Source organism: Paenibacillus sp. USDA918EY, from assembly GCF_009870825.1.
GTDB classification, from domain to species: Bacteria; Bacillota; Bacilli; order Paenibacillales; family Paenibacillaceae; genus Paenibacillus_AQ; species Paenibacillus_AQ albilobatus.
On the sequence record NZ_WTWY01000011.1, the window covers coordinates 169531 to 188054 of the forward strand.

Here is an 18524-nt window from a genome sequence, read left to right on the forward strand (position 1 = left end):
CCGTGCAGCCGGAGGCAGACGTCGCCGTGCAGCCGGAGGCAGCGATTGAGGCAGCGGTTGAGGAAGCAGTGCAAGAAACGGTTGCCATCACGGAAACGGTAACGGTAACGGAGGAAAAGGAGGAATGCCCTCTTGAGCCGCAGGAGACGGCTCAGGAACGGATCGAGGAAAAGAAGCTGCCGGATGCTTCGCAGCCTTTCATTTATACGGAAGATTTAAGCGACGGCGCCATCGTCACTTCCAAAATCGCCTTCGGCGCGGTCGATTCGTCCAGATTAAAATCCGGTGCAGTAGACGGGAAAGCGATCGCAGATTATGCCGTGACCCATGTTCATTTGGCGGAAGGCTCGGTTACGGCCTCCAAAATCGCCGCATTTTCGGTCATGGAAGAACATTTGGCGGACGGGGCGTTCAGCGGAAGCAAGATCAGGGACCACTCGATCGGTGGGGAAAAACTCCGCGCCGGAAGCATATCTTCCGACAAGCTTCAGGATCGGGCGATCGCCTCGGAAAAGATCGCCGACGGCTCCATCAAATCGCGTCATTTGTCAGAACTCGTCATTACCAGCGAGTTGATACAGGAAGAAGCGATCATTGAAAGCAAAATTGCCGGCTCAAGCATCCAACCCCGCCATCTTGCGAGCGGCGCGGTGGATACGTCGAAGCTGGCGGATGGAGCGGTGACGGCTTCGAAAATCCGCAACGGCGGCATTACCGGGGAAAAAATCAAAGAGCGCACGCTCGGAGGCATCCACATTCGCGAGGGATCGCTGACGGGAGAACTGCTGGCTGAAGGCACGATCGGAAGCGGGCAAATCGCCCCCGGCAGCATCGGTCCCGTTCAGTTGGCCGAAGGATCCATTACGACGAGCCATATCCAGCAAGGCGCCGTCAACGGTAAAAGCATAGCGCCGTCAGCCGTCAGCAGTATCCATTATGCGGAAGGAAGCATCGACGGCTCGCATATCGGAGAGGGCGAAATTACCGCTCTTCACATCGCTGACCGCAGCATCGGTTCCTCCAAGCTGGAAGAGCAATCCGTCAGCACGGCCCATATCGTCGATCAGGCCGTCACGTCATCCAAAATCGCCGATCAAAGCATACTGCCGAGCAAAATCGCGAGCGAAGCGGTCCAATCCCGGCATTTGGCTCAAGGAGCCGTGCAGGAAGCGCAGATTGCGCCGGGGGCGGTTGCCGGAGGGCACATTCGCCAGGGAGCCGTCAGTCGGTCCCATTTGGCAGACAACAGCATAGAGTCGAGGCATTTGCAGCAGGCCTCCGTTCAACGCATCCATATCGGAGAAGATGCTGTAGAACAAAAACACATTATGGAAAAAGCGGTTGGAGAAGAGCAGCTGCAGTCCGCTTCCGTTACGGCGGAGAAGCTGGCCGATGGGAGCGTTACCGCCAGCAAGCTGGCCCAAAGTTCCGTAGGAGGGGCAGCCGTAGCGGCGGACGGCATCGGGGCCGAGCATATTCGCGCAGGGGCGGTCGGCGGCCGGCATCTTGCGAGGCTGAGCGTGGAATCCGGCGCCATTGCGGATGAAGCCGTTCAATCCCGCCACATCGAAGCAGGGGCAATTTCGGCCGTGCATCTGCAGCCCGGCATCGTCGGCACGGATATCCTCGGAAAAGATTCGGTCACTTCCGACCGTATCGCGGCCGGCAGCCTCCAGGCGAGACATCTGAATCCGGCGATCGTGACCCATGTCCATCTCGCCGATCATGCGGTAACCTCACTAAAACTGTCGCCTGAAAGCATCGCAACGGATAAAATTCAGGATTTGGCCATCACGGCCGACAAGCTGGCGGATGGCAGCATCCTTTCCTCTAAAATCCGGCAAGGAGCCGTCAGCGGAGGACATTTGGCTGAAAACAGCGTGGAATCGAAACATCTGCAGCAGGCTTCCGTTCAGGGCGGCCATCTAGCAGAACATGCCGTGGAACAAAAACACCTTGCAAAAGGAATCGTTGGGGCGGTGCAACTTCAGCCCTCTTCCGTTACGGCAGAGAAGCTGGCGGATGGGAGCGTTACCGCAAGCAAGCTGGCGCCGCGTTCCGTCGGAGGGGAAACCGTCACAGCGGAAAGCATAAGCAGCGAACATATCCGTGCAGGGGCAGTCGACAGCCGGCATCTCGCCGAACAGAGCGTAGGATCCGAAGCCATTGCGGATGAAGTCATACAATCCCGCCATATCGGCGCAGGGGCTGTTTCATCCGAGCATTTGCAGCCTGGAATCGTCGGCACGGATATCCTTAAGATGGATTCGGTCACTTCGGACCGCTTGGCGGCGGGCAGCGTTCAAACGAAACATCTGAACCCGGCCATCGTGACCCATGTTCATCTCGCCGATCAAGCGGTAACTTCGCTCAAGCTGTCTCCTGAAAGCGTCGCAACGGACAAAATTCAGGATTTGGCCGTTACGTCAGGCAAGCTGGCAGACGGCAGCATTCTTTCTTCCAAAATCGCGAAAGGTGCGGTCGGCAGGGAACATGTGGCCGAGGGAGCGGTCCATTCCTCGGCAATCGAGGATGGCGCGGTCGGGTTCCGGCATATGGCGCCGGGTGCCGTAGGCTCTGAGCAGTTGCGGCCGGGAATCGTGCAGGAAAGCCATCTTAGCGCCGGAGCCGTCGGCACGGAAGCGATCAAAAGCGGCTCCGTCACCTCGTGGCATCTGGCCGCCGAGTCGGTAGGAAGCGTGAATCTGCAGCAGGAGGCGGTCCGCTCAATCCATCTTCATGAAAAAAGCGTTCAGGAAAGACATATCGCCCCGGATGCAATCGTTTCTCGCCATTTGGCAGCGAAATCGGTCGGTGCGGAGCAACTGCAGAAAGGTTGCATCGGCGCGGAGCACCTGAACGAAGGTTCCGTATTTGGCGGGGCCATTCAGGACGGCGCCATCACGCGAAGCAAGCTTGCTTTCGAATCGGTCGGCAGCCATCAGCTGACGGCGGATGCGGTTACCGCCGCTCATCTTCAGGCAGGTGCCGTACAAGAGCAGCATTTGGCGAGTGAAGCCGTACATTCCGCCCATTTGGCTGCGGATAGCATCGACGACCGCCATCTTCGGGACGGAATCATAGCGAAACGGCATTTGGCCAACGGAGCTGTCTCTGCGGAAGCATTGCAGGAAGAATCCGTAACGGCGGATAAAATTGCGCCGGGTTCGATCGGAAATAAGCATATCCTTCCGGAATCCGTAGCTTCGGATCAGCTGAAAGAACACTCGGTTCAAAAACGGCATCTCGCTCCGGGCGCAGTGGACTATATGCATTTGGCCGCCGAATCGGTCGGCGAAGACCAGCTGCAAACCGGCATCGTCGGGGAACGGCATCTTGTGAGCGGGGCCGTAAGCACGGAAGCGTTGGGCCCGCAGTCGGTAACATCCGATAAACTTGCGGAGTCTTCGGTGGGCAGCGTCCATATTCAGGCCGGCGCGATCGGAGCCCGTCACCTCGCCCCAGGCGCCTTGCACGGCGAAGCTATTCAGGACGGTTCGATCCAATCGGCCAAAATCGCCCCAGGCGCGATTCTGGGCACGCACATTCAGCCGGAAACGCTCCGTTCGCTTCATCTGCAGTCCGAGAGCATCCAAGATTGGCATTTGCAGCAAGAAGCGGTGGGCAGCCGCCATCTACAAGCAGGCGCCGTACAGGAGCAGCATTTGGCCGACGAAGCCGTACATTCCGCCCATTTGGCTGCGGAAGCGGTGGGCAGCCGCCACCTTCAAGACGGAATCATAGCGGAACGGCATCTGGCCGGCGGAGCGGTGAGCACCGAAGCTTTGGGCCGGGAGGCGGTAACCGCCGATAAGCTGGCGGAATCCTCGGTGGGCGGCAGCCATCTTCAATCCGGCGCGGTCGAAGCCCGTCACCTCGTTCCCGGAGCGGTCCATGAAGAAGTACTCCGCGACGGTGCCGTCCATGCGGCCAAAGTAGCCCCCAATGCGATCGGCAGCACGCATATTCAGCCGCAATCGATCCTTCCGCTCCATTTGCAGGCCGAGAGCATCCAGGGGGATCATTTACAGCCGGAAGCGGTGGGCAGCCGTCACCTTCAAGACGGAATCATCACGGAGCGGCATCTGGCCGGCGGAGCGGTGAGCACGGAAGCTCTGGGCCAGGGGGCGGTAACCGCCGGTAAACTGGCGGAAGCCTCGGTCGGCGGCAGCCATATCCAGTCCGGTTCAATCGGAGCCCGTCACCTCGTTCCCGGAGCCGTCCATGAAGAAGCGCTCCGCGACGGTGCCGTTCATGCGGCCAAAGTGGCGCCAAGCGCGATCGGCAGCACCCATTTGGCGAATGAAGCCGTGCATGCCGTCCATTTGGCCGCAGAGGCCGTCGGCAGCGGACATCTTCAAGACGGAAGCGTAACGGAGCGCCATCTGGCTAGCGGCGCCGTTTCGGGAGAGGCTTTGCAGGCGGAAGCCGTGACGGCGGATAAAATAGCCCCCGGCTCGATCCGAAGCGAGCATCTGCTTCCGGAATCCGTATCTTCGGCCCAGCTTCAGGAAGAGTCGGTTCAAACATGGCATTTGGCCCCCGGAGCGGTAGACCATTTGCATTTGGCGCCCGAATCGGTCGGCGAAGACCAGCTGCAGCCGGGCATCGTCGGAGAACGGCATCTGGCCGGCGGAGCGGTAAGCACCGAAGCTTTGGGCCGGGAGGCGGTAACCGCCGATAAGCTGGCGGAATCCTCGGTGGGCGGCAGCCATCTTCAATCCGGCGCGGTCGAAGCCCGTCACCTCGTTCCCGGAGCGGTCCATGAAGAAGCGCTACGCGACGGTGCCGTCCATGCGGCCAAAGTGGCCTCCAATGCGATCGGCAGCATGCATATTCAGCCGCAGTCGATCCTTCCCATGCATCTGCAAGCCGAGAGCATCCAGGATGACCATTTGCAGCCGGCAGCCGTCGGCAGCCGCCATCTTCAAGACGGAAGCATCACGGAACGGCATCTGGCCGGCGGAGCGGTAAGCACGGAAGCCCTGGGCCAGGAAGCGGTAACCGCCGATAAGCTGGCGGAATCCTCGGTGGGCGGCAGCCATATCCAGTCCGGCGCGGTCGAAGCCCGTCACCTCGTTCCCGGAGCGGTCCATGCAGAAGCACTCCGCGACGGTGCCGTTCATGCGGCCAAAGTGGCGCCAAACGCGATCGGCAGCACGCATATCCAGCCGCAATCGATCCTTCCGCATCATCTGCAGGCCGAAAGCATCCAGGAATGGCATTTGCAGCCGGATCTGGTAGGCAGCTATCACCTTCAAGCAGGCGCCGTACAAGAGCAGCATTTGGCGGATGAAGCCGTGCATGCCGTCCACTTGGCCGCAGAGGCCGTCGGCAGCGGACATCTTCAAGACGGAAGCGTAACGGATCGCCATCTGGCTAGCGGTGCCGTATCGGGAGAGGCTTTGCAGGCGGAAGCCGTGACGGCGGATAAAATAGCCCCCGGCTCGATCGGCAGCGAGCATCTGCTTCCGGAATCCGTATCATCGGCCCAGCTTCAGGAACAGTCGGTGCAAACATGGCATCTGGCCCCGGGCGCGGTAGACCATTTGCATTTGGCGCCCGAATCGGTCGGCGAAGACCAGCTGCAGCCGGGCATCGTCGGAGAACGGCATCTGGCCGGCGGAGCGGTGAGCACCGAAGCTTTGGGCCGGGAGGCGGTAACCGCCGATAAGCTGGCGGAATCCTCGGTGGGCGGCAGCCATATCCAGTCCGGCGCGGTCGAAGCCCGTCACCTCGTTCCCGGAGCCGTCCATGCAGAAGCACTCCGCGACGGTGCCGTACAAGAGGCCAAAGTGGCCCCCAATGCGATCGGCAGCGCGCATATTCAGCCGCAGTCGATCCTCCCCATGCATCTGCAAGCCGAGAGCATCCAGGAATGGCATTTGCAGCCGGAAGCGGTGGGCGGCAGCCACCTTCAAGACGGAAGCATCACGGAGCGGCATTTGGCCAGCGGAGCGGTAAGCACGGAAGCCTTGGGCCAGGAAGCGGTAACCGCCGATAAGCTGGCGGAATTCTCGGTAGGCAGCAGCCATATCCAGTCCGGCGCGATTGGAGCCCGTCATCTCGTTCCGGGAGCCGTCCATGGAGAAGCGCTCCGCGACGGTGCCGTCCATGCGGCCAAAGTGTCCCCCAACGCGATCGGCAGCACGCATATTCAGCCGCAATCGATCCTGCCGCTTCATCTGCAGGCCGAAAGCATCCAGGAATGGCATTTACAGCCTGGAGCCGTCGGCGGGCAGCATATTCAAAACCAATCCGTGGAAGGGAGACATTTGGCCGATCAATCGGTGACGATATCCCATCTGGCATTTGCTCCGGTAAGAAGCGCCTCGCGCCAGCCGACCGTACAGCAGTGCGGGATGACCGCTTTCCGCATCGGAGAAGGAGAAACGCAGGTCGAAGTTCCGATTCTGCTGCAAGAGCCGTACCCGGGCAACCAATACGTCATCGTGGCCATGTGCAACCATCCCGATTTTTATGCCGTCCTCAAAACCCAGAGGGAGGATATAGCGTTCATTGAAGTGGTAAGACGCCAAAACGGTGCCGAAACGTTCGGTTTCCTCTCTTGGATTGCCGTTGGCATCGCTCTGACGTAACCGTTCTAACGCAGGAGTTATCTTCATACGAGCCGGATCAAGGCCGATCACGCCTTGGTCCGGCTCTTTTTGTTCCGGGACTCGGGCAGCCGGCGATCCGATAAGCGGCGGAAGCCGAAGCGACATGCACAAACGCCGCTTCCGCTCTTCCAACAGCCGCATACGATACTCAAGGAATATCCGTCGACTCGGAACAGGGGGGGAATTATGGCCCGCATGCGCAAGCCATTTCGAAACATGCGAACATCAAGACATCCAAGGCGCGGAGACCGCAATCGCGGCCCGGCAAAATTTTTAATGCGGAGGACAGGCGGGTGCCCGGTCGTATCGGTCATTATTCCCGCAATGAACGAGGAAAGGACGGTCGGCCATGTGATCCGGGCTGCCCGGCAGGTTCATGAATCCAGCGAAGTCATCGTCGTGGCTAATGGCTGTACCGACCGTACGGAAAAGATCGCGGCAGCGATGGGGGCGCGCGTGCTCCACTACGACGAGCCGCTCGGGCATGACGCCGGCCGGACCATAGGTGCCGAGGCCGCTTTGGGTCAAGTGCTGCTGTTCGTCGATGCCGATATGAAAATCGGCAGCGCGGATCTGAAGCCGTTCGTATCCGCAGTACTGAACGGAACCGACGTCGCGCTTAACCGTTACAACGGGCCGGTCCGCCGCCGCCAGCCGCATCCTGTCGTTTTAGCCAAGCATGCGCTTAATACGTTTTTGCACCGCTCCGATTTGTCAGGGGCCTCGATGACCTCCGTTCCGCATGCGATCAGCCGCAAAGCGGCGGATTGCATCGGCGCTAGCCATCTTTCCGTTCCCCCGCTTGCCCAAGCGATCGCCATCCGTTCCGGTTTGAACGTCGCAGCCGTTCACGAAGTCCCGGTTGGAAAGCTGAACCGGCGCAGGGTGAAGCATAACGGAACGGATTTGCTGCAGCAGGTCGTGATCGACGACCATTTGCGGGCGATGGAATGGTATTTATCCGATACGGATCCAAGAGCCGGGTTCAGCGATTTGTTCCGGGACAGAAACAGGGTGGGAAGGTGAGAAGGAATGAGCGCCACAAAAAGGGGACGCGGCACAAAGCACGGGCATAGCCACCGGCGGATCCGCCGCGTGGGAAGGAAACGCCCGGCAATGAAAAGCCAACAACGTTCATCCGTTTCTCGAGGCGGCGGCAGGAGTGATCCTTGGCTGCGCCGCGCGATCAGCGCCGGATGGAAGGCCGGAGAGGCCGCACGCCCGGATGCCGGAGCGTCGCGGACGCATCTTTCCGAGCTTCAGCAATCCTTTGTGGACTGGATGAACGCATGCATACAGCAAAGGCCGGGTTATGCCCGGATGAAACGATTGTCGGAAGCTTACGTGCAGGGTTACTCTCTGGCTTCGGGGAGCAAAGAGAACGGCATACCGCTTCTGCTGAAGGGAAGCGCGGCCGCCGTCGTTTGCGTGAGCAATGAGGAAGGCACCATCCATGCGGTGCTCGGCGAGCTGGAACGGCTGCCGCTCCGGCAAATCATCGTCGTGCTGAACGGCTGTACGGACCTCAGCTACTCGCTCGTTCGGGAGCACCGATCGGTGACGGCCGTTTATTATCCGGAGCCGCTCGGGCACGATGTGGGCAGAAGCATCGGCGCCAAGTTAGCCGAAGCGGACATCGTGTTGTTCTGCGACGGGGATTTGGCCATTGCCGCCGAAGACTTGGCGCCCTTTTTATATGCGGCGGACGGAGGCTGCGACGTCGCTTTGAACGATCTGAACGGTTTTCTGCCGTTGTTTGCCGCCCAGGATGAAGTGACGCGTTGCAAAAGCTTCTTGAATGCATCGCTTTCCCGGAGCGATCTGGGCGCAAACTCCATGACGGCCGTGCCGCATGCCTTATCCGGCCGCTTTATCCGGGAAACGGATCCGAGCCTTTTGTCCGTGCCGCCGAAAGCGCAAGCCGTGGCCGTGCTTGAGGGTTACCGGGTAGAGGCGGTGCACGCCGTCGACGTCTTTACGGGCAACCGGAAGCGAAAAGGGAACACGGGCAAGGGAAACAGCGTCGCCGCCATGATAGTCGGCGACCATGCGGAAGCGATAGGCGAAATATTGAAACGCAGGGGAATTTCGGCCATGCGAACCTCCTTGTCCCGCAAGGACATCGCGATGCGGAGGAATGCGGTATGAACGGGCAAGCAGCGCTGACCAGCATCATTATCCCGACGTTTAACGGGCTGCCGTTGCTCGCGTCATGCATCGAATCCATCCGCCGATATACCGACGTTCCTTACGAAATCGTCGTCGTGGACAATGCTTCCACCGACGGCACGGATGAGTATTGCGCAAGGGAAGGCATCGTTTTCGCATCCCTGCCGGGAAACGAGGGATTTCCCAAAGCTTGCAATGTCGGATTTAAGGTGGCGCGGGGAGATTATCTCCTGCTGCTTAACAATGACGTGACCGTGACGAAAAACTGGCTCGACAATTTGCTGGCGGCCGCAGAGAGCAGCCCGGACGTCGGACTGGTCGGGCCGGTGACCAACGCCGCGAGCGGAATCCAAAAGGTGGAGCTGTCCTTCCGGGACCTGCCGGAATTCCAGCGGATCGCCGCCGCCAATAACCGTTCGGATCCCGCGCGGTGGCTCGAAGTGAAGCGATTGATCGGCATGTGCCTGCTGTTGAAAAGGGCGGCGTTGAACCGCATCGGCTTTTTCGACGAAGCGTTTTCCCCAGGCCACTACGAGGATGACGATTACTGCCACCGGGCCCGGCTGGCGGGCTATCGACTGCTGCTATGCAGGGACGTGCTCGTCCATCACCGGGGAAGCGCCAGCTTCAGTCGGTCGGAGCCGGAAAAGCTGCAGGCATTGATCGACAAAAATCACCGTTTATTTATGGAAAAATGGCATTTTGATCCTCGACAGTTTATCGAAGAGCATAAAAAGTGAACCCGAAGGAGGAGAAGTGCAGTGAAAGGCGTCGTTTTGGCAGGCGGGACAGGAACGAGATTGTATCCGCTGACCCGGCTGATCAACAAGCATTTGCTTCCTGTAGGGAAGTACCCGATGATCCTGTACGGGATCGAAAGGCTTCGCCAGGCGGAGATTACCGATATTTTGATGGTGATCGGCAAGCAGTCCGCCGGCTTGTATACCGACTTTTTGGGCAGCGGCAAGGAATTCGGCGTCAATCTTACCTACCGGATTCAGGAAGAGGCGGGCGGCATCGCCGAAGCGCTCGAGTTGGCACGGGGATTTGTAGCCGAAGGAGAACGGTTCGTCGTGCTGCTCGGCGACAATTTGTTCATGGATGATTTGAAGCCTTTCGCCGACAGCTTTGTCCGCCAGCCTGAAGGAACGGCCAAAGTGCTTCTGAAGCAGGTGCCGGATGCGAGGCGTTACGGCGTTCCCGTCTTCGACGGAAAAAAACAGGGACGGATCGCCAAAATCGAAGAAAAGCCGGCGGTTCCCAAGTCGTCATATTGCGTTACCGGAATATACATGTACGATACCGCCGTATTCGACATCATTTCGCAGATCCATCCCTCGGAACGCGGCGAGCTTGAAATTACGGATGTGAATAACATGTATGCGGCGGAAGGAAGACTCGAATACGACATCCTCGAAAAATGGTGGAGCGACGCAGGCACCTTCGAATCGCTGCACGAAGCCGGCCGGCGCATGAAGGGAGTGATCCCATGACACGGCTATTTCGTCACACGGCAGCCTTCGTTCCGTTACGGAAGAAGGCTGCCGTTGTCAGTAGCCCCAAAAGGGCAAAGCAGGCAATCGGCGGCGGAACCTTATCCGGGCTGCGTTCGGCAAGACGCGGGGAACGGAGACGCAAGCCGTGGAGAAAAACGCAGTCCCGCCGCCGGAGACGCGTGACCGGATTCCCCGGAACGGCAGCGCCGTACCGTCGGAAGACCTCTAGGGAAGAACCGGCGGACATCCGGGATTTGGCCGCTGAGAGCAGGGAAGAGACGGCCTATGCAAAGGGATACGACGAGGGATACAGGACGGGAGCCGCGGCCGGGGCGGAAGAGGAAGTGGCTTCACTGCTCCCGCCTTATACGATTTTGCCCGACGTATCCGCCAAAGAGGTGATGCAGGCGGGGCTGCAGGGGTATTTGCACCGGCTTAAACCGTTGATGAAGCCGGAAGAGGTCTATCGCCGCCTGGAGCAATCATTGGCGGCCGGACAACCGCTGTCGGTAGTCCGGCTGGGGGACGGCGAGCTGCTCGCTTTGGCGCATGACGCCGTGCTTCCGCTGGAGCAATCATTGGCGGCCGGGCCGTTCCTTCCAACCGCCGGCATCACCCTCCCCGACCACGATGCGCGGGAACGGCTGGTTGAAGCGGTCCGTGGAGCGGACGTCATCGGAATCCCGACATCGCGTCTGCCTACGTATCAAGGGCTGCTGTTCCCGATTCTTCGCCATTTCGGCATCAGCCACGAAACGCTTGATTTTACCGTGTCGACCATAAATTACGCGCTCCACGAGCAAAAACTGCTTCAGCAGCTGCTGCGGGGGCGGCAAGTGCTCGTCATCGGCAACAAGGCGGTGCCCTTGGCGAACGTTCTTTCCGCTTCGGGGGTGCATGTGGCCGGGGCGATTGCCCCCGTCAACGGTTTCGGGGACATATCGCGCGTGCTTGCGGAGGCGGCAAGCCATGCGTTTGACATCGCATTGGTTGCCGGCGGCATTCCGGCGGTGGTCATTTGCCGGAACATTGCTGCGGAGCTTGGGAAAGTGGCGCTTGATTTCGGCCATTTGGCCGATAAGCTCATTTCGGGCGAGCTGACCTACGACTAGAACGGATCGCGACGGGCAGGACGCATGTCCTTCGCTTCCGGCGAACGAACAGCATACATGCAAGGAGGGTTGCACATGAAAAGATCAGGAAACGGCCGCGGGCAGGAGGCCGCCATGCGTTACAGGGCCGGGTTCGAACGCGGGTATGAACAGGGGCTTGCAAGGGGCAGCGAAACGTTCGGACAGCCGTTCCACGGCACGAGCATCGTCATTCCAAGCTATAATCAGGCGGATTATCTGGCGCGCTGCATCGAAAGCATCGAACATCACACGGCCGAACCCTACGAAATCATCGTCGTGGACAATGGCTCGACCGACGGGACAGAGGACTATCTGGAAAAAAGGACCGGACAGCTTCGATACAGGCGACTGGAAACGAACCGGGGATTTGCCGGCGGCGTCAACCAGGGACTGATGATGGCCAAAGGCGATACCATCGTTATTTTGAATAACGACACGCTTGTGACAAACGGCTGGCTCACCCATATGCTGCGCTGCCTGCACAGCGATTCCCGGATCGGGGCTGTCGGGCCGGTCACGAATTATATCAGCGGCGAGCAGCAGATCGAGGTGCCCTACGAAACGGTGGAGCAAATGTGGAATTACGCGGATGCCTACAGCCGACCGGACCCATCCAAATGGAAGCAGACCGACAGGCTCGTCGGATTTTGCCTTCTGTTCCGAAGGGAGCTGCTGGAGCGGGTCGGTTATTTCGATGAAGGCTTCCGCATCGGGAATTACGAGGATGACGACTGGATCATCCGAATCCGTCTCTGCGGCCTGAAGCTGGTTATTGCAGGGGACGCGTTTATCCATCATTTCGGCAGCGTCAGCATGAAAAGCTTGAGAAATGAAGAGTTCCAGACCGTTGAAGGACATAATGGGCAATATTATGCGGGAAAATGGGGCAATCCATACGCCTGGGTTGACCAGGCGCGGCAGCTGGGGTTTCGCGGCGGAACGGGCGGTGCGGATGTCGCCTTGTCCGGAACTCCCGCCGATCTGTTCCCTACCCAAGTGCTGGTTCAAGATCAAGGAGGGCGGCAGTATGTTCTCCATGAAGGGAGGAAATACCCGTGCAGCGGCCTGGATGAAAAGATCGGAATCCAACCCGTGGTGCTGTCCAGGCTTGATCTTCGCAGCATCCCGACGGCGGAGGCGGTTCGATCGGAGCAGGATATACTGTCCCTGCTCCTGCCCGCCCCCGGCGGGCTGATCGACGGGCAAATCGTGAGCGGCGGCGACGGGATCGCCTATCAATATTGCAAAGGGGCGGTCCGGCCGTTTGTCTCCGATTATGCGTTGAAACGATGGAGCCTGAAAGAAAGGGGCATCGTCCATATTCCGCCCGAGCAGCTGCGTTCCATCCCGCGCGGATTGCCGCTGATTGCTCCTCCGGTGCTTGAGAACCCCGTGCTGTAATAATTTATTTCCAGCCCCGGGTTAGGCGTAACTGTATGTGGGCGGCCGGCATAGGATATAACAGGCAGAAGCGGATCAGGAGGGGCGGGCCTTCGCGGCTTTTCGCGCAACATTCTACAGGAGGAGTCGACCATGCAGAATAAAATTGATGAAATGTTAAGTCATATGTCTCATTCCCATCAACAGATCGCGAGAGTTCTGGATGCCGAACGGCAGACGGCCGTCCGGCTGTCCCAGATTATCCACGACCTGCCGGACGAGAATCCCGAATTTGACGGCATCAGCGGATTAATCGAGAACTCCGGGCAAATCAATAAAAGCATCATTGCCTATCTGGGGAGTATCGCGGATCTTCAGGAAGCGCTCGCGGAGACTCTGAATCATGTCGTGAAAGAGCTGGGCAGCCATGAGGAAGAGTAATTGGAGATATGATATGGGAGAGTGCTGCAGATGAGCAGGGAACAGGCTTTTTTGCATATGCTGGACGCCGCATCCAAAATTCAGTGGAACATTGCGATGATTTTGGAGGCCAAAGCCGTCGAGGCCGAGAAAGTCCGGAACTGGGCGATCAATCATTTAACGGCCGACGCCTTCGAGACGCATGAACATCAGCTTAACGAACCGCTGCAAATCCACGGTCAAATCGTCGAACTGCTCGAAGGTTTGACCAAACTCCAAAACGGGCTTTGCAGCAACTTGAAAGCCGTTATCGTTCAGGATGAAGGAGGCCTCGGGGAAGATGACGGCATGTTCGGCTCAGGTTTCGATCTGGGAGACATGGAAAAATGAGTCTTTTCGTTAGAGAACAGGAAGCCAAGCTGGAGCTGATCGCCTCCATCGCGCACAGCCAGCAGGCGCTTGCCCGGATTCTCGGCAGCATCGCGGATATTTCCTCCCATTCGGAATTGTCCGCCCGAAGTTTGAGCGAAAATATCCGTCTCCTGACGCAGCATCAAGCCGTCATGTGCGAGATGCTGCAGGGTATCACATTATGCCAACCCCGCAGCGGTACTCCTGCGCCGCCCTGGTTAAACGCATCCCGACTGCCGCATGCATGATGACCGAACGAACAGGAGGAATAACGGATGAAGACCAAGAAACGTGTTTCCCGGTCGGCAACATCCGGCACCCGGAGGCGAAAGCTTCGGATTGCCCGGAAGACCCGAGTGAAAAAAACGAGAAAGTTGCGTTCGAACAAAACAAGGCCGCGCCGTCTTGCCAAAGGCAGAAAAAGACGGCCTTCACGGCTTGGGGCCGTTCGCAGGAAGCGCAAGCGCCAGTGGGTTCAGCCCGTTCTTCCGGCTCCGGTTGAGCAGGGCTCGCCGCCGGAAGTTCCCCAATCGCCGGATATCGCTTATAACGAGGGATACGACGAAGCGTATAATGAAGGATTTAATGCCGGGTTTGCCAAAGGTTACGAGGATGGGCATCAGCTCGCCTATCAATCGAAATGAGGATTTGGCGGACATCATGAAAAAATAAATAGGCAGGGATATCGGAACAGTCAAGCCTTCGCTCCATGGACTCATGGAGTTGAAGGCTTTTATTATTTTCGGATCCGAAAAAGGAGCACCAAAGCTTCAAAACTAGCTTTCAGGAAAATGGAGGGAAGCGGGACTCGCGCCCGCAAAACGTGATATGCGCCAATTTACCGCCCGAAAGGCAGCCGTCCATGATGCAAGTGTCTCTTCCGCATATATTTATCATTATAGATTGATATAAGCCTTCGGCATATGCCAAGCCGGCTTATGTCAGCTACAAAAAGGAAACATTCCGCCTGCGGGCATGCGCCGGAATATCCTAAAGAGGTTTCCTTTAAATTACGACAGGCAGGGTGAAAGCTGTGGAAACAAAGGCACAACAAAACGAAAGCTACCGGCATGGCTACTCGGACGGCTACAGGTTCGGCGTCTGTCAAGCCGTTGAACAACGCGTGCCCCTGATGCAGCCCCATCTTCGGGATATAAAAATACTTTACGTCCCCCAAGGCTTCGAAGCCATCGACCAGGGAGTAACGGCGGCACTCCGGAGCCTGGTCAAGGAACTTATCGTCGGGGAAGCCCCCAAAATGCTGGAGCTGGCGGCCAAGGAGCGGCCCGATCTCGTGCTAGTCATGAACGGGCTGCACGTATTCCCCGGCAATCATCTGGAAGATGTGGCGAGAATTCGGGGAATGGGGATCAAAACAGCCATTTGGTTCGTGGACGATCCGTATTTTACGGAGGACACGGCGCGGATGTGCACAAGTTACGATACCGTGTTTACCCATGAACTCGGCTGCGTCCCGTTTTACCGCGGGCTCGGCGCGGCCAACGTGCATTATTTGCCCCTTGCGGTCCATACCGGCATGTTCAAACCGCAGCGTCCCGGACCAGGGCATCTGTACGACATTTGCTTTATCGGCAACGCGTTTTGGAACCGGGTCGCCATTTTCGACGAGATGGCACCATTTTTGGAAAACAAAAACGTGCTCATCGCCGGAGGGTTCTGGGAAAGGCTGCGGGAAACTCGGATACTCGGACGTTTCCTGCACATCGGTTTCATTCCCCCGGAAGAAACCGTGAATTATTACAACGGGGCGAAAATCGTCATCAATATCCACCGCCCGGATGAGTATGGGCAGGATAACCGGAACAGCCACGGCATCCGCGCCAAATCCATCAATCCGCGCACGTACGAAATCAGCGCCTGCGGCACGCTGCAAATTACGGACATCCGCGAAGATACGCATTCGCAATACCGTCCGGGGTACGACATTGAAACCTTCGGCTCGGTCCAAGAGCTGCAGGATAAAATCGCCTATTACCTGGAGCATGATGACGAACGTTTGAAGCTGGCATGGCGCGGATTATGGACGACGCGCAAGGAGCATTCCTTCGTCTCGAGACTAAACACGATGCTGGATCTAATTCCATGAAGATTTTCGGGAAATCCAAGGCATCGGGTACGAAAAGTTATTCGTCTTAAAATCCAAAAATATAAAAGAGGAGCGGGCTGCTACATGTCAATCATTAAACATCCAAAAGCTCATCACTACCAACCAAGTCCGGCCGAGGAAGCGCGGGCACGCGGGCGCGAAGCCGGATATCGGGGAGGGTATGAGGAAGGGTATTTGAAAGGACGCGCCGACTATATCGTCAAAAGCCATGCGGAATCGTTCCCCTTCCGGCAGCTTCATGTGCTGTATGTCGCTTCAGGGAAGGGATTCCCGTATTCCCCGATGGATGAGGCCATTTCGGAGACGCTGCGCAGCATGGTTGCCCAGCTGACGGTCATTGAACCCGGGCAGCCGATCAACGAAGTCGCCTACCAAGTGATGCCGGACCTTGTGCTCGTGCTGGACGGCATGTTCGTTCCAAACGAGCAGCTGGACGATATTCGACGGCAGGGGATCAAAACCGCCGTTTGGCTGACGGATGACCCGTATTACACGGATATGACGACGGAGAACGTCGGCCATTACGATTATGTATTCACGCTGGAATCCAACTGCATTCCGTATTACCAACAACTTGGCTGCCGGCAGGTCCATCATTTGCCCTTTGCGGCGTTTCCGGAGTATTTCAAGCCATCCAAAACGCCGGCGGCTCAGCGCAGGGATGTGAGCTTTATCGGATCGGCTTACTGGAACCGGGTCGAATACCTGAGTCCGATCATGGACCGGCTCATGCAGCACAACACGATGATCAACGGAATTTGGTGGGACCGCCTGCCGAATTATGCCGCATACCAGGATCGGATCGAAGTCAACAAATGGATGGGACCCGTGGAAACGGCGGAAGCCTACAACGGCTCGAAAATCGTTATCAATCTTCACCGTTCCCACGAAGACGATTCCGTCAACAACAATACCGTCAAAATTCCCGCCGCATCCCCGAATCCGCGCACGTTCGAAATTTCCGCCTGCGCGACGCTTCAGCTGACCGACGCCCGAAGCGACCTTGCGAAGTTATATACGCCAGGCAAAGAAATCGAAACGTACACCTCGCCGCAAGAGCTGCTGGATAAAATCGAATATTACCTCAGCCACGAACAAGAACGCAGGGAGATTGCCTTGAACGCCCTTGACCGCACGCTAAGGGAGCACACCTACGGCCACCGCCTGAACCAACTGCTGTCCGTCATCTTCCCGTAAGAAAGGTTCCTTTGACATTTGGACATCTGGAGGGGAACATATGTCGTGCCGGTACAGATTCACTTCTAATATATTGTATTACTTGGGTGAAAGGAGGTGCGAATCGTACCCTGTGCTTTTAGCCAGTGGTCCTCATTTTCCATGAATACGTACAAACCTAAGATCATGTTGTTCTCCCATGTCTGCAATACCGGAAGCATCACGGGGGCCGAGAAGCTCCTGCTGTTGTTTTGCCTTCAGATCACGCCTTATTTCGAATGTATCCTGGTCGCCCCGCAGGAAGGCAAACTGACTGCCTCGGCCCGAAAACAAGGCATGAAGGTACGAATCCAATCCTACCCCCTGCTGTTTGGGATGTATCAGCCCGGTGAGCAGCTGGAGCAAGAGGCGGAGGCTCTCCGCCATCACGCCGATTTTGGAGCGGTCGTACGCTGTATCGCCGAAACGGCCCCGGATATCGTGCTGGCGAACACGATCGTAAACGTCATGCCCGCCATTGCGGCCAAATTGCTGGGCATACCCGTTTTATGGAAGATCACCGAAACGATGCAAACAACCGCCCATACGTCTGCCGCAATTGCGGTGGTGGAGAAGTACAGCGACTGCCTGATCGCCATTTCGGAGGTGTCGGCCCGCGTCTTCCGCGGGGCTGTCTCCCGGCCGATCACGCTGCTGCCCCCGTCTTCGGACGATGAGCTTCTTCAACCTTCGCAAAAGCTCATCCGGAACGGATACCGCAAAATACTCCGCCTTAAGGATTCCCATGTATGTATTGGCTACATTTCTTCCTTTATCCATCCCGAAAAGGGGCTGCTCGAATTCATCCGCATGGCGGCGATCCTGGCCGCCTCCTTCCCGAACTGCCGTTTCGTCATGATCGGCAAACCTTCCGACCAGTCTTATTACGACCGCTGCGTCGATGAGGTCAACGCTTCCGGCCACCGAAACTCTTTCCGTTTCATTCCTTTTGTGGAATCGGTGCAATCGGCTTACAGCGCAATGGATATCCTTGTCGTTCCAAGCATGGTGCAGGAAGGGTTCGGCATGACGGCGCTTGAAGGCATGCTTTGCGGCAAGCCGGTCGTCGCCTTCGATTCCGGCGGTCTCGGCGAGTTGATGAACAATACGGGGAACGCCAGTTTCACGGTTCCGACGGGCGACTACGCAGCGCTTGCGGCTAAAGTATCCGAACTTTTGAATCATCCGGAGCTTCTGCAATATACGGGCAGCATGAACGCAAGCGCGGCAAGGAACGCATACGGATTGGAAGCCTACCGCCAGCGTATTCACGTCTTTGTCCAGGGCCTGCAGCACGGCTGTCCCGACTGGATGAGCGGGGCCATTTCCCAAAGGGTGGCCGCCTCCGGGGTCCCGCAGATCGATCCCGCGATCCACCCGGAAAATTCGAAACCCGCGCGCAAAAAAAGGCCGGTTAGACGAAGAAAGCAACAACGCAGAAGAGCGGGAAGACCGGCAGCCACGGTCCGACGCCGCCGATTGATAAGAAAGGCAGGAGCAGGCAAGCGTTCCAAACGTCGCTCCCAATCCATTAAACGAAAGTAGGAGACGG

Annotated in this window: 14 protein-coding genes; all 14 read left to right on the forward strand. The window is 57.8% G+C overall.

Going from position 1 to position 18524, the window contains the following annotated elements; all coding sequences use genetic code 11:
• Positions 1 to 2 precede the first annotated feature (2 nt).
• The 14 genes from GQY55_RS20970 to GQY55_RS21035 all read left to right on the forward strand — a co-directional run bounded on the left by GQY55_RS20970 (position 3) and on the right by GQY55_RS21035 (position 18517).
• Positions 3 to 6599 carry a WIAG-tail domain gene (locus tag GQY55_RS20970; protein WP_160043848.1) on the forward strand — a complete coding sequence of 2199 codons (6597 nt, stop codon included), beginning with the start codon at positions 3 to 5 and terminating at the stop codon, positions 6597 to 6599.
• Between the two features lie 297 nt (positions 6600 to 6896).
• Positions 6897 to 7646 (forward strand): glycosyltransferase family 2 protein, encoded by a 750-nt coding sequence (locus GQY55_RS20975; protein ID WP_268895041.1) that lies wholly within the window; start codon positions 6897 to 6899, stop codon positions 7644 to 7646.
• 90 nt (positions 7647 to 7736) lie between these two features.
• Positions 7737 to 8768: a glycosyltransferase family 2 protein gene (locus tag GQY55_RS20980; protein WP_236575762.1), complete on the forward strand. Its 1032-nt coding sequence runs from the start codon at positions 7737 to 7739 to the stop codon at positions 8766 to 8768.
• Complete coding sequence (locus GQY55_RS20985; RefSeq protein ID WP_160043849.1) at positions 8765 to 9529, forward strand: glycosyltransferase family 2 protein; 765 nt, start codon at positions 8765 to 8767, stop codon at positions 9527 to 9529. Before GQY55_RS20980 ends, GQY55_RS20985 begins: the two co-directional genes overlap by 4 nt.
• Before the next feature lie 21 nt (positions 9530 to 9550).
• Complete coding sequence (locus tag GQY55_RS20990; RefSeq protein ID WP_160043850.1) at positions 9551 to 10282, forward strand: sugar phosphate nucleotidyltransferase; 732 nt, start codon at positions 9551 to 9553, stop codon at positions 10280 to 10282.
• Entirely contained in the window at positions 10279 to 11397 is a 1119-nt protein-coding gene (locus GQY55_RS20995) for a GT-D fold domain-containing protein (protein ID WP_236575763.1), read from the forward strand. The genes GQY55_RS20990 and GQY55_RS20995 overlap by 4 nt, the downstream gene beginning before the upstream one ends.
• A 75-nt stretch (positions 11398 to 11472) precedes the next feature.
• Positions 11473 to 12819 carry a glycosyltransferase family 2 protein gene (locus GQY55_RS21000; RefSeq protein WP_236575764.1) on the forward strand — a complete coding sequence of 449 codons (1347 nt, stop codon included), beginning with the start codon at positions 11473 to 11475 and terminating at the stop codon, positions 12817 to 12819.
• A 132-nt stretch (positions 12820 to 12951) separates the two neighbouring features.
• Complete coding sequence (locus GQY55_RS21005; RefSeq protein WP_160043852.1) at positions 12952 to 13239, forward strand: nucleoside-diphosphate sugar epimerase; 288 nt, start codon at positions 12952 to 12954, stop codon at positions 13237 to 13239.
• 30 nt (positions 13240 to 13269) lie between these two features.
• Complete coding sequence (locus GQY55_RS21010) at positions 13270 to 13608, forward strand: restriction endonuclease subunit S (RefSeq protein ID WP_160043853.1); 339 nt, start codon at positions 13270 to 13272, stop codon at positions 13606 to 13608.
• Positions 13605 to 13877 (forward strand): hypothetical protein, encoded by a 273-nt coding sequence (locus GQY55_RS21015; protein WP_160043854.1) that lies wholly within the window; start codon positions 13605 to 13607, stop codon positions 13875 to 13877. Before GQY55_RS21010 ends, GQY55_RS21015 begins: the two co-directional genes overlap by 4 nt.
• Positions 13878 to 13904: 27 nt before the next feature.
• The gene (locus tag GQY55_RS21020) at positions 13905 to 14273 is read left to right on the forward strand and encodes a hypothetical protein (protein ID WP_160043855.1); all 369 of its coding nucleotides are present in this window, start codon (positions 13905 to 13907) and stop codon (positions 14271 to 14273) included.
• 389 nt (positions 14274 to 14662) lie between these two features.
• The gene (locus GQY55_RS21025; RefSeq protein WP_373309267.1) at positions 14663 to 15736 is read left to right on the forward strand and encodes a CgeB family protein; all 1074 of its coding nucleotides are present in this window, start codon (positions 14663 to 14665) and stop codon (positions 15734 to 15736) included.
• An 84-nt stretch (positions 15737 to 15820) separates the two neighbouring features.
• A complete protein-coding gene (locus GQY55_RS21030) occupies positions 15821 to 16954 on the forward strand; it encodes a glycosyltransferase family protein (protein ID WP_160043856.1) in 1134 nt (377 codons plus the stop codon).
• Positions 16955 to 17095: 141 nt separating this feature from the next.
• A complete protein-coding gene (locus GQY55_RS21035; protein ID WP_160043857.1) occupies positions 17096 to 18517 on the forward strand; it encodes a glycosyltransferase family 4 protein in 1422 nt (473 codons plus the stop codon).
• Positions 18518 to 18524 lie beyond the last annotated feature (7 nt).

Coding starts and splice junctions, on each gene's coding strand:
- GQY55_RS20975 (WP_268895041.1), top strand. CDS start 6,897: ATGCGGAGGACAGGCGGGTGCCCGGTCGTATCGGTCATTATTCCCGCA.
- GQY55_RS20980 (WP_236575762.1), top strand. CDS start 7,737: ATGAAAAGCCAACAACGTTCATCCGTTTCTCGAGGCGGCGGCAGGAGT.
- GQY55_RS20985 (WP_160043849.1), top strand. CDS start 8,765: ATGAACGGGCAAGCAGCGCTGACCAGCATCATTATCCCGACGTTTAAC.
- GQY55_RS20995 (WP_236575763.1), top strand. CDS start 10,279: ATGACACGGCTATTTCGTCACACGGCAGCCTTCGTTCCGTTACGGAAG.
- GQY55_RS21000 (WP_236575764.1), top strand. CDS start 11,473: ATGAAAAGATCAGGAAACGGCCGCGGGCAGGAGGCCGCCATGCGTTAC.
- GQY55_RS21005 (WP_160043852.1), top strand. CDS start 12,952: ATGCAGAATAAAATTGATGAAATGTTAAGTCATATGTCTCATTCCCAT.
- GQY55_RS21010 (WP_160043853.1), top strand. CDS start 13,270: ATGAGCAGGGAACAGGCTTTTTTGCATATGCTGGACGCCGCATCCAAA.
- GQY55_RS21015 (WP_160043854.1), top strand. CDS start 13,605: ATGAGTCTTTTCGTTAGAGAACAGGAAGCCAAGCTGGAGCTGATCGCC.
- GQY55_RS21020 (WP_160043855.1), top strand. CDS start 13,905: ATGAAGACCAAGAAACGTGTTTCCCGGTCGGCAACATCCGGCACCCGG.
- GQY55_RS21030 (WP_160043856.1), top strand. CDS start 15,821: ATGTCAATCATTAAACATCCAAAAGCTCATCACTACCAACCAAGTCCG.
- GQY55_RS21035 (WP_160043857.1), top strand. CDS start 17,096: ATGAATACGTACAAACCTAAGATCATGTTGTTCTCCCATGTCTGCAAT.